We start from the raw sequence: 15,742 nt of genomic DNA, 5'->3' as shown, positions 1-15,742 counted from the left end.
CACTGCACAGCACCCCTAGGCTCAGGGCGCCTCGGCGAACTTGGCCAGGAAAGCGCACACCGGCCCAGAACACGCCACGTTTGGGTTGCCGCTCAATAACCGCCCGCAACGCGCACGAGCCCTTTACCCGAAGACGCGGGTTAAGAAGTTGGCTACGTGACGGTGCGAGCGCGGCGACGCAGGTAGGTCCGTGTAGAGCCCGTAGAACCCGTGGATCTGACCCGAGTAGCGCGTCATCTCCACCTTGGTGCCCGCCTCGGCCAGCCGCCGCGCGAACTCCTCGCCTTCGTCGCGTAGGACGTCGTACTCGGCCGTGAGCACCAGCGCGGGCGGCAGCCGCGTCAGATCGGACGCCCGCAGCGGCAGCAGGTACGGATCGTCCAGCTGCGCCGGATCCGACACGTACTGCTCGAAGAAGAACCGCATCGCACCAGCCGTCATGCCGAACCCCTCGCCGAAGTCCACATAGGACGCGAAGCCGTCGTCCGGATGCCCGTATACCGGGCAGATCAGCACCTGCGCGGCCAGCGGCGGCCCACCACGATCGCGCGACATCATCGAGACCACTGTGGACAGATTCCCGCCCGCGCTCTCGCCGCCGATCGCGATCCGCCCGGCGTCCACCGCGTCCCCGGCGCCACCCGAGGCGAGCCATTCGACGACGGCGTAGCAGTCGTCCGGGGCCGCCGGGAACGGGTGCTCGGGCGCGAGCCGGTAGTCGACCGCGACGACCGCCACCCCGGCCACGTTGCACACCGCACGCGATGCGACCTCGTTCTCGTCGATCGAGCCGATGGTCCAGCCACCGCCGTGGATCCATACGAACGCGGGCACCGGTGCCGGCGAAGAGGGCAGGTACACCCGCACACGAACGCCGGAGGGCAGCACGTGGTCGGTCACCGAAGCGACCTGTTCGACCGTTTCCGGACGTCGCCACGAAGCGGCGAACGCGGCGCGCAACTCGGCCGCACTCGGCGGCGCGGCTGGAGCTTCGAGGCCCGCGCTGCGGGCGAGCAGCTCCTTGACGGCGGGATCGAGCGTCACGGTCACACCGCTTCCGCGACGAGCACGCGCGGGCTGCCCGGCAGCGCGAGCTTGTCGACGACGCGCCAGCCCGCCGCGGTCAGCCACTCGCGGACTTCGGACTCGGGGTAGACGACGGTGCCGTCGATGACCAGGTACTCCCCCGCGTGCAGTGCGTCGATCGGCCGCTGGTCCGCGTCGTCGTCGAGGAAGAAGTCGAGCAGCAGCAGGCGTCCGCCGGGCGCCGCGGCCGCGCGGGCGTTGCGCAGGATCTCCGCGTTCTGCTGCGCGTCGAAGCGGTGGACGACGTGGTTGACCATCACCAGGTCGAACTCGCCGTCCGGGCGCGCCACGGGTGTCTCGGCCCCGATGACGGTCGCGCGGTCCGTCAGACCGGCTTCCGCGACCGCGGTGGTGACCGACTCGGTGAAAGCGGGATCGAAGACGAACGTCGTGTGCAGTTCTTCGTTGACGCCCATGGCTTCGAGCGCGAACGCGCTGGAGAGCCCGCCGAGGTCCAGCAGCTTGCGGTGGGGGCCGTAGTCGAACGCGCCGGCCAGCATTTCGGCGTGCAGGCGGTTGTAGGTCATCACGCCCGCCATGAACGTGCCCCAGCGCGCCTCGTCCATCTCCAGCTTCCCGGGCTCACCCGAGTCCGCGGTGTGCCCGAACTGGGTCCAGTGCGGGTAGCTGATGGTGTCGAGGAAGGTCAGGAACGGCGCTAGATCGAGACCGCCGCCGCCGAGGTACTCCGCCGCGTCGGCTGCCAGCTCGTACCGTCCGTCCACACGCGACAGCAGGCCGAGTGATGACATGGCGTCACCAAGGATGCGGGTGATCTTCTCCGGCTTACCGGTCTTCTCCGAGAGTTCGGCCGCCGTCAGCGGCCCGTCGGCGAGCGCGGTGAACAGGCCGATCCGGCTTGCCGCGAAGAGTTGCTTGGCCGCCATGTACCCGATGGCGATGCCCACGATCCGCTCGGGACCGGCTGCTGTGGTCGACCCGCTCACGGGCGCCTCCTTAGCTCGTTTGCGCCGAGAGTCTACAGGTGTAGAGAAAAGAATCCAGTGCGAGTTTTCGCCTGCTGCCAGGCAAAACCCGTCGGATATCAACTTCCTACATTCGTAGAATATACCCATTGACAGGCCACGCCCCCAGTGTCAACATGCGTAGAACTACCCCCGCCGGAGGCTCGTTCCCCGGCAGTGCGGTCCGCGTCGGGCGGGCTCGGGAAAGGGGATTCATGACCCTGCTCGAATTACGGAAACTGACCGTCGGCGTGCTCGCCGACGACACCGAGCGCGAACTGGTGCGCGAACTTTCGTTCGACCTCGAGGCGGGCCGGACACTCTGCGTGGTCGGCGAATCCGGCAGCGGTAAAACGGTGACGGCCTTGTCGATCATCCGGTTGCTGGAATTCGTCGCGCCGGTGCGCACCAGTGGTGAGATCACCGTCGACGGCGTCGATCTGACGCGGCTTTCCGCCGACGAGATGCGCGCCTACCGCGGCCCGCGGATCGGAATGATCTTCCAGGAGGCACTGGATTCGCTCAACCCCGGCCAGCGGGTCGGCAAGCAACTGATCGAGGCCTACCGGAAACCCGGTTCCCTTCCGCGTCAAGCCGCGCGAAAAGGAACACCGCTGCATCGCGAGGCCGAAGCGAAAGCACGCGGACTGCTCAAAGAAGTCGGCCTCACCGACACCGACCGAGTGCTTTCGCTGTATCCGCATCAGATGTCGGGCGGCATGCAGCAGCGCGTGATGATCGCGCTCGCATTGATGGCGGACCCCAGCCTTTTGATCGCCGACGAGCCGACCACGGCGCTCGACGTGACAACGCAGGCCGAAATCCTCACCCTGTTCGACCGGGTCCGCCGCGACCACGGCACCGCGTGCGTCTTCATCACACACGACATGGGCGTCGCCGCGCAGGTGGCCGACCGGATCGCGGTGATGTACCGCGGCGAGCTGGTCGAACTTGGGTCCAAAGAGGACATCCTGTACACACCTAAGCATCCGTACACCAAGGCACTGCTCGACTGCGTGCCGAAGCTCGGCGTGAGCAGGCGCGACGGGTTCCCCACGATTTCGGAAGCACTGCTCGAAGCGGCGATGAACGGTGAATCGGCGGTCGCGACCGAAACCAGAACGCTCAGCCGGGCCAGCCAGGAGAACAACGGCGAGGGCACCGCGCTCGTCATCGACTCGGTGTCCAAAGTGTACGGACGCCGTGGCCGGTTCTCGCTCAGCCGCACGCCGGAGGTCCACGCCGTCAAGGACGTGACACTGGAGATCGCGCCCGGCGAATTCTTCGGCCTGGTCGGCGAATCCGGCTCGGGTAAGACCACGCTCGGCAGGTTGGTCAGCGCGCTCGAAGCCCCCACCGAGGGCACGATCACTTTCGGCGACCACCGCTGCACGGCGTCCGGCCTCGAGGGCGACGAACGCGCGTTCCGCCGCCGCGCGCAGCTCATCTTCCAGGACCCGCAAAGCTCACTCGATCCCCGGCACACCGCCGCCCGGATCATCGCCGAGCCGCTGCGGGAGCTCACCAGCCTGCGCGGTGCCGAGCTGGACCGCCGGGTCACCGACCTGATCGACGAGGTCGGCCTGCCCTCCGACACCGCCGGGAAACTGCCCTCGCAGCTCTCCGGCGGCCAGCGGCAGCGCGTCTCGATCGCCCGCGCGATCGCCGCCGAGCCGGACCTCATCGTCGCCGACGAACCCACCTCGGCGCTCGACGTCTCCGTGCAGGGCCAGGTGATGAACCTGCTGCTCGACCTGCGGCGGACCCGCGCGCTCAGCTTCCTGTTCATCACGCACAACCTCAGCCTGGTGCTCTCGGTCGCCGACCGGGTCGGCGTGATGTACCAGGGCGAACTCATCGAGGTCGGCGACCCGGACGAGATCCGGCTCCGGCCCCGGCACGACTACACCCGCCGCCTGCTCGCGGCGAACCCCGAACTGCCCGCCCACCCCCACACTGGAGTGCGGAACCCATGAGACGAACCCTGACCTCGGCCGTGTTCGGCGTGGCGACCGTACTACTGCTCAGCTCGTGTATGGGCGGGCAGACCGGTGGCAGCGCCGCCGACGGTCCCCCGAAGACGGGCGGCAACCTGAACGTCGCGGTGCCCACCGACCCGCAGTCGCTCGACATGGTCGCGAACCCCGGCCAGGTGACCGCGCACATCGGCAACATGATGTACGAGAAACTGTTCGAAGTGGACCGTGGGTTCACCGCCAGGCCCATGCTGGTCCAGGACTTCACCACCAGCCCGGACCGGCTCACCTACACCTTCAAGCTGCGTCAGGGCGTCACCTTCCACGACGGCAACCCGCTGACCGCGGAGGACGTGGTCGCGAGCCTGAAGCGGTGGCAGCAGGTGCACCGCACCGGCCAGCTGGTCACGCCGGACATCGAGGCGATCACACCCACCGACCCGGCGACGGTGACCATCAAGCTCAAGCGGCCGCGGTACCCGCTGATCAACGAGCTGGCAGGCGCGGGCACGGAGATCTACGAGGCGAAGAACCTCGCCGGTGTCGCGCCGACCGGGTTCGCCCAGGACAAGGCGATCGGCACCGGCCCGTACAAGCTGAAGAGCTGGGACATCGGCCGCGAGCTGGTGCTGGAGCGGTATTCCGGCTACAAGTCACGGTCCGAAGAGGACTGGGGCGGGCAGGCGGGCGCCAAGCACGCGTACCTGGACACCGTGACCTACAAGGTGGTGTCCGATCAGGACGCGCTCATCAACGGCCTGCAGACCGGGCAGTGGGACCACATCATGCCGACCAACGACCAGTACGAGACCCTGCGCGCCAACCCGGCCGTGGTCGTGCACAACCTGCCCGGCGGCAACGACAATGTGATCATCCCGAACTTCAACACCGGTTCGAAGTTCGCCGATCCCCGCGCTCGTGAAGCGCTGAACCTGCTGCTGGACAAGCCCGCGATCAACGCGGCCACCGGCGGCAGCAAGGACCTCACCGTCGAAACCGGCGCCTTCGCCTCGCCGGACAACAAGCAGTTCTATTCCACCGCGGGCGAAGAGGTCTACAAGAAGCACGATCCCGCGAAGGCCAAGCAGTTGCTCGCCGAGGCCGGGATCAACGCCGGCGCGACCATCCACATCGTCACCACCAACTCCTACCCCGAGTTCGGCAAATGGGCCGTGCTGATCCAGGACGGGCTGTCGAAGATCGGCATCAACACCAAGATCGACACCTTCGACTTCGCCACCATGCTGGGCACGCTCACCAAGGAACCGGCAGGCTGGGACATCACCACGCTGTTCTTCGATTCGGCGCTGACCTCGCCCGCGCAGATGCCCGCGCTCACCCTGGGCACGCTGAACGGGTCGTCCTCGCCCGAACTCGACGGGCTGATGACCGAGTTCAACGCGTCGACCACGCCGGAGCAGGCCAAGGCCGTGGTGGACAAGCTGCAGGCGTTCACCTGGAAGCAGCTCTCGGTGATCACACTCAGCCAGTCCAGGCTGTACGCGGCCTACTCCCCCAAGCTCAAGGGCTACGGCGACTTCTACCGCGTCTTCTGGAACACCTGGCTGGCGTCATGACCGGTCTGCTGCTGCGCAGGCTGCGCGATCTGCTGATCATCCTGGTGATCGTCGGCACGATGATGTTCTTCGTCATCCGGCTGATCCCCGGTGACCCGGCGCAGGCCATCCTCGGCCCGACGGCGCGTCCGTCCGATGTGGACGCGCTGCGGGAGAGCATGGGGCTCAACGGGTCGCTGTGGGAGCAGTACCTCAGCTGGGCCGGGAACGTGCTGCGCGGCGACTTCGGGACGTCGATCACCTACCACGCGCCGGTGCTCGGGGTGGTCGCCGACCATATCCTGCCGACGCTCACGCTGGCCGTGCTGTCCACTGTGATCAGTTTCTTCCTCTCGGTCGCGATCACCTCGTGGCAGGCGGTTTCGCCGCGCAACCCGATCGCGCGCACACTGGACCGGTTGTCCGCGCTCGGCATGGCGATGCCGGACTTCTGGATCTCGCTGATGCTCGTGCTGGTGTTCTCGGTGACGCTGCGCTGGTTCCCGTCCAGCGGCTACGCGAACCTGTTCACCGATCCGGCGGTGGCCGTGCCCGCGCTGGTGCTTCCGCTGACCGTGCTGGTGATCGGGCAGACCGCGTTGTTCGTGCTCACCCTGCGCGAAAGCCTGCTCGGCGAACTCCCGCTGGCCTATCTGCGCACCGCGCGGGTCAAGGGGCTCTCCGAGCGGCAGGTGATGACCAAGCACGTGCTGCCGAACGCGCTGATGCCGCTGATCACGCAGCTGGGCAGCAACTTCGCGATGCTGGTCGGCGGGATCGTGATCATCGAGTCCATCTTCGTCGTGCCCGGGCTCGGCCATCTGCTGATGGGCGCGGTGTCCACTCGGGACTTCCCGCTGATCCAGGGTGTGACGTTGTTCGTCGCGGTGCTGTTCGTGCTGGTCAACCTGCTGGTCGACCTGTCGTACGCCTTGCTCGACCCGAAGGTGCGTGTCTCATGAGCGTGGTACTGGCGGCGACGACGCGGCCGGCGCGGCAAGCACGGCCCGGAGGCAGGCTGTTCCGGCGTAACCGGCTGCTGGTCATCTCGAGCGTGGTGCTGGCCGTGATCGTGCTCGCCGTGCTCGTGTTGCCGTTCTTCCTGCCCAGCGTGAGCGCGACCGATCCGGTGAACCGGCTGCTGCCACCCTCGGCCGCGAATCCGCTCGGCACCGACTCGTTCGGCCGTGATGTGCTCTCCCGGCTCGTCTCCGGCGGCCGGGCCTCGCTCGGCCTGTCCGCGCTGATCACCTTGTGCGCGGCGGTCACCGGGTTGGTGATCGGCCTGATCAGCGGGTTCTTCCGGGCGGCCGACGCGGTCCTGATGCGGGTGATGGACGCCTGGATGTCGTTCCCGGCGATCATTCTCGCGATGGCGCTGGCGATCTCGCTCGGCGCGAGCATCTGGACCGAACTGATCGCGCTGACCGTGATCTTCACGCCGTTCACCGCCCGCGTCATCCGCAGCCGGGTACTCGGTATCGCGGGCCGGGCTTACATCGGCGCGGCGCGGGTTTCGGGGATGAGCAAGGGAAAGATCCTGCTCGTGCACGTGTTCCCGAACGTGCTGCCGCTCGCGCTGGTGCAGGTGGTGATCCTGTCGGCGGCCGCGATGCTGGTGGACGGCGCGATGAGCTTCCTCGGCCTCGGCATCGCTCCCCCGACCCCGACCTGGGGCAACATGATCGCCGAAGGCCGCTCGTATCTGGTGCAGGCGCCCTGGCTGGTGGTCGCGCCCGGCGTGACGATCATGGCCTGCGTGTTCCTGCTCAACCTCATCGGCTCGTCACTGCGCATCGCCGTCGACGCCCGCGCCCGCACGCTGAACGAGCTTCAGCGCCTTCGTACCCGCTCGGTCAGCTGAGAAAGGATTCCGTTGCTAGTCAAAACCTCTTTGGCCGTGCGCAGATTCATGCCCGAAACCGTCTCGGGACCACCGGTGCTGCTCGTGCACGGATTCGCCTCCGACGGGCACACGGACTGGATCACCACCGGCTGGCCGTCGGCCCTCACCGCGGCGGGCCGCGAGGTGGTGGTGCCCGACCTGCCCGGCCACGGCTCCAGCCCCGCGCCCACGGGCTCAGCGGGAGCCAAGGCGATGTGCGCCGAACTCGCCAGGCTCGTCAGCCGGTTGTCCGAAGTGGACATCGTCGGCTACTCGCTGGGTGCGCGGCTGTCCTGGGAACTGCCCGCCCAGGCACCCGTGCGACGGCTGGTGCTGGGCGGCGTGAGCCCGGTCGAGCCGTTCGGCGCCGTGGACGTCGCCGCGGCACTGGCCTTCGCCGACGGCGGGAAAACCCCGGCCGACCCGCTGACCGGCATGATCGCGCACATGATCACCGCGCCGGGACGGAACCCCGCCGCCCTCGCGCGGTGCATCGAGGACCTGCGTGCGGAGCCGTTCGCCCCGGCCGCCGGTGCGATCAGTGTGCCCACGCGGTTCGTCGCGGGCACGGGCGATCCGGTCAGCCAGGGCATCGAAACGCTCGTCGACCTGGTGCCGGGCGCCGATCTCGTCCGTGTCCCCGGTGACCACGGTGGAGCGCTGAGGAGCCCGGAGTTCAAGACCGCCGTACTCGACTTCCTCGCCTAACCCGGGGGTCGTGAGTGTTTAGGCCGGTTAGAACCGGCCGCAACACTCACGACCCCTTTGGGCTTAGAGCGAGCCGTCGGCAGCGACGGCGCGGTCCAGCCACAGCCCGTCGAGCGCGGCCCGCACCTCCGCGCCATGCGAGGCGGCCAGGCGCACAGCACCCAGGTTGTCCTCCAGCTGCTGAAGCCGGCTCACCCCGAAGAGCACGTTCGCCACCGGCGCGTAGGCGAGGCAGAACGCGATCGCCAGCTGCGACGGGCTGACCCCGAATGAAGAGGCCACCGTGGCCACTGCCCAAGCCGCGTCCTTGATCGCCGAACGGATGCCGCCCGGGTCCGCGCCGATCTTCCGCGATGGCGTCTTGCCGAGCAGCACCCCGCCCTCGAACACGTCCGACGCCTGCAAAGCCAGGCGCCCGGTCTCGAAATGCGCGCCGTAGAAGGGACCTTCCGCCATGGACCGCCGCACCACGCTGTACTTCAGCTGAGCGAAACTCGGAGCTGGAAGGCCTTCCCGCGACGCGAACTTCATCGTGTAGTCGAGGTCCGACGCGAGCCAGTTGTTCACCCCCCCAGACGTCGAAGCGGCCGAGGCGGATCTGTTCGGCCACCTCGGTGACGATGCGCGGGATGTCCGGGCGGCCGAAGTAGTCGCCGACCACCACCGCCTCGGCGCGGTCGACGCCGATGCGGGTGAACGACGTCTCGAGCTGCTGGGCGAAACCGGTGTTCGGGTAGTCCCAGAGCCACAGTTTCCCGCACAGCTGGTACTCGTTCCGCGCGATCCCGGCGGCACGGATCGCCTCGCCGAACAAGAGATCCGTGCGGGACTGCTCGGCGTGCGGGCCCATGTTGTAGTGGGCCACGTCGAAGAGCGTGACGCCCGCGTCGAGCGCGTGCCGGAGCAGGCGCACGGCGTCGTCGAAGTCCATGCGGTCCCAGGTGTTCCACGAGCCCAGGCTCAGCGCCGAGGTGGCGAAGCCCAACCCGTCCTGCTTCTCGTACACGGGATTTCCTTTCGCTGGCAACAGAAACCCTTTTTAGTCTACGATCGTAGAATGAACAAGAGACTCGTTGTGGTGACCGGTGGTGCCAGCGGCATCGGCCGTGGGGTCGCCGAAGCGTTCCATGCCGCGGGTGACCGGGTGGTCATCGCCGACGTCTCCGCCAGCGCGGCCCACGAGCTGGCGGCCGAGCTCGGCGCGGAGCACGTCGAACTCGACATCTCCGACCCCGGCTCGGTCGACGCCGCGCTGGCGCTCGTCACCGCGCGGTTCGGGCCGATCGACGTCCTGGTCAACAACGCCGGGCTCGCCGGCGGCGGCGGACCGCTGGTGGGACTGGACATCGGCGTCTTCGACCTGTGCACGCGGGTCAACTTCCGCGGCACGTTCCTGATGACGCGCGCGGTCGGCGCGCACATGCTCGCGGCGGGCACCCGGGGTTCCATCGTCAACATCACCTCCATCGGCGCCCGGCAGCCGACTCCTGGGCTCGGTCATTACGAGGCCACGAAGGCGGCCGTCGAAGCACTCACCCGCTCGGCGGCGCTCGAACTGGCGCCGCACGGGATCCGGGTCAACGCGGTCGCGCCAGGGCCGGTGCTCACGCCGATGACCGCGGGCTTCGCCTCGGACACCGCGGCCCGCGCGGCGTGGGAAGCGAGGATCCCGCTGGGCACCATCGCTTCCGTCGCCGACGTGGTGCCGTCAGTCCTGTTCCTCGCCTCCGCCGACGCCGGCCATCTCACCGGAGTCAGCCTGCAGGTCGACGGCGGGCAGCTGCTCACCTGAGTACACGACGCGGCCGCCGGACACGGTGAGTTCGACACCGACGTCCGGCAGGTCCGCGAACGCGACCTCGAGCGGATTCGCCGCCAGCACGCAGAAATCGGCTACCCGGCCCACGGTCAGCGATCCCTTCCACGTCGCACCGCCGTCCTGCTCGGCGGCAGCCGTCGTGTAGCACCGCAGCAGCCTGGTCATCAGCTCGGCGTCCATTTCGGACGCTTCCAGCATCTGAGCGGCCGCGGCGATGTGCACCCGCCAGTCCGGGGTGACGACCGGCGCGTCGCTGCTCAAGGTCAGCGGAACGCCCGAGGCCAGCATGTCCGCCAGCGGCCACGCGCGGGCGCCGACCTCGCCGCCGAGTGCCTCCGACAGCATTCCGCGCATGGCCACCGCGATCGCGGGCTGGACGGTCAGCCCGACACCGGCCGACGCCATCCGGGCCAGCTGATCCGCCGTCACCAGATCACCGTGCACGAGGTGATCGCCGCGCCGCAGCGAACCGAGCGTGGTCTCGATACTGCGATCCCCCGTGGCGTGCACCGCGACCACCATCCCGGCGTCATGCGCCAGCTCGATCATGGCGGCCAGATTGCCCGCGCGCCCCGGATCGTCGTCACCGTCCACAAGCAACGCTCCATGCGAACCGTCGGCATAGCAGTGAGACGTCCATGCGGACCGCATCGGCGGGATGCCATCGGCGAAGATCTTGACGCCGGACACGTTGAGCCACAACGGATCCGCGTCCGGGACCGGCGTGGCCAGCCCGTGCCCGAAGCCCGCCAGCGAACTGGCGCCGTCAAGCAGGCCGAACAGTCGAAGCGCGGTCACCCTCGCGCGCAAGAGCCCTTCCGACGCCAGCGCAGCATACTCCTCCAAAACCTCAGCCCCGAAGCATCCCGTCTCCCCCGGTCCCAACCCAGGCTCCGTGTAACTCGTGATGCCGAGTGACGCGCACACGTCACCCGCACGCAGGATCGCGGCACGCCGTTCGGCCGCACTCCGCACGGTTTTCTCTTCTCCGCCGGTGAATCCAGCAGCGCCGATAAGCATGTCCGGCCACCGGGCACCGAGCCAGGTCGCGTGCAGATGCGCGTCGTTGATGCCGGGCAGCACAGTTCTGCCCGCCAGGTCGACCACCTCGGTGTCCGGCCCGATCAGCTCCAGCGCGGCATCGCCGAGTGCGACGATCCGGCCGTCGCGCACCGCCATCGCCCGCGCGACGGTGTCCGCCGGATCGAAGGTGAGCACGGGACCGCCGCGAACCACGAGTGATGCGGGGTGAATACGGGGCGACGGCATGGTTCCTCCAGGATCTGGACTTTTTCTCCTACGACTGTAGACTAAAAAGATGGTCGATAGAACCGAAGCCGCAGTGCTCACCGAACACGGGTCCGCGCTCACCGTGCGGGAGCTTCCGCTGCCCGAAGCGCCGGAACCGGGCGCCGCGCTGGTCCGGATCACCTGCACCACACTGTGCGGCACCGACGTGCACCTCTGGTCGGGCCAGATGACCTTCCCGGGCATGCTCCCGATGGTGCTGGGCCACGAAATGGTAGGCGAGGTGGTGGCCGCCGGACCGGGAACCACGGACACGCTCGGCCGCGAGATCACCGAGGGCGACCGCATCGGCTGGTCCGAGTCGACGTGCGGAAAGTGTTACGGCTGCACGATCTTGCGCGAACCGGTCGCCTGCGAGAAGCGCGGCTACGGCTTCCTTCAGCGTTCCGATGTTTTTCCTTACGCCACCGGCGGGCTCGTCCGGTATTGCTACGTGACGCCAGGCGCGGCCAAGCTCCTGCTGCCCGACGACGTCAAGGACACCTGGGCCTCGATGTCCGGTTGTGCCGGAAAGACCGTGCTGCGCGCCGTTTCGCGGTCCGGCGGTATCCGTCCAGGTGGGACGGTCGTGGTCGAGGGCGCGGGCGCGCTCGGCGTGTTCGCCACCGCGGTCGCACGGATCTCCGGCGCCGGCGACGTGATCACCATCGGCGGCCCTGCGGACCGGCTGAAGACCGCGGAACGTTTCGGTGCGACAGCGACGATTCCGGTCGATGGCACCGCCGAGCAACGGATCGACCAGGTCAAGGAATTGACCGGTGGCCGCGGCGCCGACCATGTCTTCGACTTCGCCGGTGGCCCCACCATCGGCGAGGAAGCGGTCGCCTTCGCCGCCCAGCGCGGCACGGTCGCGATCGTCGGGTCCACCGGCCCCGCGCCCTCCCCCGTCGCGCTGGGCACGGTGATGGGCAAGGAACTCACGATCGTCGGCTCGCTCAACGGCGACATCGCCGACTACCACCGCTCGGTGGACTTCTTCCGCACGTTCGCAAACCGGATGCCTTGGGACGAGCTGTTCAGCGCGCCCGTAGGACTCTCCGAAGCCTCCAAGAGCGTCGAGTCGATGTCGCGGCTCGGCGAACTCAAAGCCGTCATCGATCCCCGCCTTCCCTAGGAGCCTCCATGACCGCCATCCCCCAGCGCCGCATCGGCCGCGACGGCCCGCTCACCGGCGTGCTCTCGCTCGGCTCATGGCACACCTACGACCGGATGGACTTCCGCGAGGCGGTGACGCTGGTGCGCACCGCGGTCGACGCGGGCATCTCGCTGTTCGACGTCGGCGTCTACGGCCTGCCCGGCAGCCCGCCGGTCTTCACCGACGTGCTGTTCTCGGCGATGGTCCGCGCGGCCGGGCTGAAGCGCGACGACTACCTGCTCTCGGCGAAGCTCTGGCTGGAGGGCTACCCGGAGCACGACCTGCGTGCTCAGCTGGACAACGCGTTGTTCCGCGCCGGGGTCGAGCACGCCGACCTGGTGGTGCTGGGCGACCTTCGCCGCGACGACACCGATCTGCACCAGCTCGTGCTGGACCTGGACGAACTCCGCCAGGCCGGGCTCATCCGGCAGTGGGGCGTGAACAACTGGTCCGCGAGCACCATCCGCGCGCTGCACGACTTCGCGGCGGCCGAGAACGTGCCAGGTCCCGCCATCGCGCAGCTGAAATACAGCGTGTCCCGACGGTCCATTCCGGACGGTGAGCCGTTCAAAAAGGTGTTCGGGGAACTGGGCGTCACGTTGCAGTCGTCGGACATCTTCGAGGGTGGTGTCCTGCTGGGGAAGAACAGCGGTGCGCGGCAGGTCGGCCGGGATCCCGGCGGCATCCGCGAGCGCATCGCCGCCTCCGCCCCGGATCTCGCCAAGATCGCGGGCGACCTGGGCGCGACGGCCGCGCAGCTGTGCCTGGCCTTCACCCTCACCCATCCGGCCAACACCACCACCCTGTTCGGCGCGACCAGCACCGCCCAGCTCGAGGACAACCTGGGCGCCGTCGACCTGGTCGAGCGCGTCGGCGCGCACCAGCTGCGCGAACTGGTCGAGCCGTTCTGGGCCGACCGCGAGAGCGTCGACCCGGAGGGACCGTGACGGCCTTCGACCCCGAACTCGCCGAGGCACTCGACGGCCTTCCGCCCGGGCCTCCGCTGAGCGCCGAGTCGCTCGCGGGCGTCCGGCGGATGCTGGCGGACTCGAACCTGAGTTGTGCCGAGGCGATCGGTGACCGGGACCTCGTCTGGGAAGACCGGACCGTGCCCGGCACCGGCGTGGTCGTCACCGTCGTCAAACCCCGGCAGGTCGGGCCGGGCGCGCCGGGGTTCTACAACATCCACGGCGGCGGGATGGTCATGGACGACCGGTTCGCCGACCTGCCCCGGATGGTCGCGCTGGTCGAGGAATTCGGCTTCGTCGCGGTTACCGTCGACTACCGGCTCGCGCCCGAGCATCCGCATCCGGCGCCGCTGGAGGACTGTTACGCGGGCCTGACCTGGATGGCGGCCAATGCCGCTGAACTGGGGTTCGATCCGGCGAAGCTGATCGTCGGCGGCGGGAGCGCGGGCGGCGGGCTCAGCGCGGGGATCGCCTTGCTGGCCAGGGATCGTGGCGGTCCGACACTGGCCGGGCAGCTGCTTTTGTGCCCGATGATCGACAGCGGCAACGACTCGGCGTCCACAGTGGAATTCGCCGAACGCGGTGTCTGGGGTCAGGCGGCCAACGCGTTCGGCTGGCAGTCGCTCCTCGATGGACAGACATCGCCGTACGCAGCCCCGGCAACCGCTCCCGACCTCACCGGGCTCCCGCCCGCCTTCATCGAGGTCGGCGCGGCCGAGATCTTCCGCGACGAGGACGTCGACTACGCGCGGCGGCTCTGGGCGGCGGGCGTGCCGACCGAACTGCACGTCTGGGCGGGCGCGTACCACGGGTTCGACCGGTTCGCCCCGGACAGCGAGGTGACCCGGGCGGCGCTCGCCACCCGGGCCTCCTGGCTGCGCCGCATCATCGGGAGAGCATGAACCTCGCGGCCTGCTCGCCGACCAGCACCGCGGGCGCGTTGGTGTTGCCCGTGGTCACCTGCGGCAGCACCGACGCGTCGGCGATCCGGAGCCCGGTCAGCCCGTGCACCGCCAGTGCCGGGTCGACGACGGAATCGTTGTCGGCACCCATCCGGCAGGTCCCGACCTGGTGGTGATAGGTGATGGCGGTCCGCCGGACGTACTCCCGGACGTCGACCCCGGGCCCCGGGTACAGCTCGCGGGCACCCCATTCCTCCGCCAGCGCGGGCGCGCGGCCGATCTCGCGGCACTGCTCCACCGACGCGACCAGACTTTCGAAATCGGCCGGGTCCTCCAGCGCGGCGAGGTCGATCAGCGGTTCGTCGAGCGGACTCGGTCCCGAAAGCCGCACACGGCCCCGGCTCCGCGGCGTCACCATGCCCGCCATCAGCGAGAAGCCGGTGTCCGGTCCGGTCATCCACGACTCGTACATCGGCACGCTGAAATGGATCGGCTGCGTGTCGGGTACCTCCAAGCCCGGACGGCTGCGCCAGAACAGGTGCGTCTGCGTCACCGACCGACCGGGCGCTGGCGGATCGACCCGGCGTCGGTCGGTCGCGAAGATGACCGGCGACAACAGGTGATCGTGCAGGTTCCGGCCTACCCCTGGCAGGTCCGCGACGACGTCGATGCCGTGCATCGCCAGTTCGCCGGCGGGGCCGATCCCGCTGCGGAGCAGGATCGCCGGTGAGGCCAGCGCGCCCGCGGCGAGGACGACCTCGTCGGCGAAGACCTTGCGCGGCTCGCCGTCGATCTCGGCGAGCACACCGGTCACCCTGGTGCCCTCGAACAGCAGCCGGTGCACCAGCGCTCCCGTGTGGACGGTCATCCGCTCGGCGGCGGGCGCCCCGTAGGCGAGCCAGGTGTTGAGCCGCTTGCCGTCGCGCATGGTGACGCGCTGCACGGAGACGCCGTCGAGCTCGTCACCGTTGTAGTCCGGGTTGAACGGCACGCCGATCTGCACGGCCGCGTCCACAATGGACTGCTGGATCGGGTGCAGCGGTTCGTTCACCACGATCTCGAGCAGGTCCTTCTCGATCCGCTCGAACACCGGGCGGACGTCGTCCCACCGCCAGCCGGACAGGCCCCAGCCGTCGTAGTCGGCGGGCGCGCCGCGCACCCAGATCATCGCGTTGAGCGCGTGCGACCCGCCGAGCACCTTCCCGCGCGGCAGGTGCAGCCGCCGGTTCGCCGCGTGCGGCTGCGGCACGGTGTAGTGGTCCCAGTCCTCCGGGCCGTGCCACAGCTCCCCGGCGCGCGACGGGTCGTGGATGGCCGGGTTGGTGTCCGGCCCGCCTGCTTCGAGCAGTGTCACCCACACCCCGGCGTCGGCCAGCCGCCTGGCGACCACCGAACCGGCCGAACCCGCTCCCACCACGATGACGTCCATGCCAC

14 protein-coding genes and 1 pseudogene are annotated in these 15,742 nt (G+C 68.9%); 9 read left to right on the top strand and 6 right to left on the bottom strand.

Features of this window, described 5'->3' with window-relative positions:
- Window positions 1-123: 123 nt before the first annotated feature.
- Both BLV57_RS05225 and BLV57_RS05220 read right to left on the bottom strand, forming a co-directional pair.
- Complete coding sequence (locus BLV57_RS05225) at window positions 124-1,050, bottom strand: alpha/beta hydrolase (protein ID WP_091287213.1); 927 nt, start codon at window positions 1,048-1,050, stop codon at window positions 124-126.
- Entirely contained in the window at window positions 1,047-2,033 is a 987-nt protein-coding gene (locus BLV57_RS05220; RefSeq protein WP_091287211.1) for a methyltransferase, read from the bottom strand. Before BLV57_RS05220 ends, BLV57_RS05225 begins: the two co-directional genes overlap by 4 nt.
- Window positions 2,034-2,266: 233 nt before the next feature.
- On the opposite strand from BLV57_RS05220, the gene BLV57_RS05215 reads away from it, so the two are divergent.
- From BLV57_RS05215 to BLV57_RS05195, 5 genes are read left to right on the top strand one after another with little or no spacing between them, the layout of a single operon-like run.
- A complete protein-coding gene (locus tag BLV57_RS05215; RefSeq protein ID WP_091287209.1) occupies window positions 2,267-4,027 on the top strand; it encodes a dipeptide ABC transporter ATP-binding protein in 1,761 nt (586 codons plus the stop codon).
- Window positions 4,024-5,604 carry an ABC transporter substrate-binding protein gene (locus tag BLV57_RS05210; protein WP_091287208.1) on the top strand — a complete coding sequence of 527 codons (1,581 nt, stop codon included), beginning with the start codon at window positions 4,024-4,026 and terminating at the stop codon, window positions 5,602-5,604. The genes BLV57_RS05215 and BLV57_RS05210 overlap by 4 nt, the downstream gene beginning before the upstream one ends.
- Window positions 5,601-6,545, top strand: a complete 945-nt coding sequence (locus BLV57_RS05205) for an ABC transporter permease (protein ID WP_091287206.1) — start codon at window positions 5,601-5,603, stop codon at window positions 6,543-6,545. Before BLV57_RS05210 ends, BLV57_RS05205 begins: the two co-directional genes overlap by 4 nt.
- The gene (locus BLV57_RS05200) at window positions 6,542-7,447 is read left to right on the top strand and encodes an ABC transporter permease (RefSeq protein ID WP_091287203.1); all 906 of its coding nucleotides are present in this window, start codon (window positions 6,542-6,544) and stop codon (window positions 7,445-7,447) included. Before BLV57_RS05205 ends, BLV57_RS05200 begins: the two co-directional genes overlap by 4 nt.
- A 48-nt stretch (window positions 7,448-7,495) precedes the next feature.
- On the top strand, window positions 7,496-8,176 hold the full coding sequence (locus BLV57_RS05195) for an alpha/beta fold hydrolase (RefSeq protein ID WP_091287887.1): 681 nt from the start codon (window positions 7,496-7,498) through the stop codon (window positions 8,174-8,176).
- A 63-nt stretch (window positions 8,177-8,239) separates the two neighbouring features.
- On the opposite strand, the gene BLV57_RS44375 is transcribed toward BLV57_RS05195, so the two are convergent.
- Together BLV57_RS44375 and BLV57_RS44370 are read right to left on the bottom strand one after the other, a co-directional pair.
- The gene (locus BLV57_RS44375; RefSeq protein ID WP_425425946.1) at window positions 8,240-8,743 is read right to left on the bottom strand and encodes an aldo/keto reductase; all 504 of its coding nucleotides are present in this window, start codon (window positions 8,741-8,743) and stop codon (window positions 8,240-8,242) included.
- Window positions 8,744-8,822: 79 nt separating this feature from the next.
- Window positions 8,823-9,107 (bottom strand): annotated as a pseudogene (locus BLV57_RS44370) (aldo/keto reductase); the annotation flags it as partial.
- A 144-nt stretch (window positions 9,108-9,251) separates the two neighbouring features.
- Between BLV57_RS44370 and BLV57_RS05185 the strand changes: the two are divergent.
- Complete coding sequence (locus tag BLV57_RS05185) at window positions 9,252-9,968, top strand: SDR family NAD(P)-dependent oxidoreductase (RefSeq protein ID WP_091287201.1); 717 nt, start codon at window positions 9,252-9,254, stop codon at window positions 9,966-9,968.
- Here BLV57_RS05185 and BLV57_RS05180 read toward each other — a convergent pair.
- Entirely contained in the window at window positions 9,885-11,264 is a 1,380-nt protein-coding gene (locus BLV57_RS05180) for an amidohydrolase (protein ID WP_176968495.1), read from the bottom strand. The two genes, BLV57_RS05185 and BLV57_RS05180, sit on opposite strands and share 84 nt — an antisense overlap.
- A gap of 49 nt (window positions 11,265-11,313) precedes the next feature.
- Between BLV57_RS05180 and BLV57_RS05175 the strand changes: the two genes are divergently transcribed.
- The 3 genes from BLV57_RS05175 to BLV57_RS05165 are packed head-to-tail and all read left to right on the top strand — an operon-like array spanning window position 11,314 to window position 14,308.
- Window positions 11,314-12,417: a zinc-binding dehydrogenase gene (locus BLV57_RS05175; protein ID WP_091287195.1), complete on the top strand. Its 1,104-nt coding sequence runs from the start codon at window positions 11,314-11,316 to the stop codon at window positions 12,415-12,417.
- 8 nt (window positions 12,418-12,425) lie between these two features.
- On the top strand, window positions 12,426-13,385 hold the full coding sequence (locus BLV57_RS05170) for an aldo/keto reductase (protein WP_091287193.1): 960 nt from the start codon (window positions 12,426-12,428) through the stop codon (window positions 13,383-13,385).
- Window positions 13,382-14,308 carry an alpha/beta hydrolase gene (locus BLV57_RS05165; RefSeq protein ID WP_091287190.1) on the top strand — a complete coding sequence of 309 codons (927 nt, stop codon included), beginning with the start codon at window positions 13,382-13,384 and terminating at the stop codon, window positions 14,306-14,308. Before BLV57_RS05170 ends, BLV57_RS05165 begins: the two co-directional genes overlap by 4 nt.
- On the opposite strand, the gene BLV57_RS05160 is transcribed toward BLV57_RS05165, so the two are convergent.
- Window positions 14,292-15,737 carry a GMC family oxidoreductase gene (locus BLV57_RS05160; protein ID WP_091287187.1) on the bottom strand — a complete coding sequence of 482 codons (1,446 nt, stop codon included), beginning with the start codon at window positions 15,735-15,737 and terminating at the stop codon, window positions 14,292-14,294. The two genes, BLV57_RS05165 and BLV57_RS05160, sit on opposite strands and share 17 nt — an antisense overlap.
- Between the last annotated feature and the right edge of the window lie 5 nt (window positions 15,738-15,742).

It is taken from the genome of Amycolatopsis xylanica (genome assembly GCF_900107045.1).
Taxonomy (GTDB): Bacteria; Actinomycetota; Actinomycetes; order Mycobacteriales; family Pseudonocardiaceae; genus Amycolatopsis; species Amycolatopsis xylanica.
Note: the sequence above shows the minus strand (reverse complement) of the source record. Positions and strands in the feature narration are given on the sequence as shown.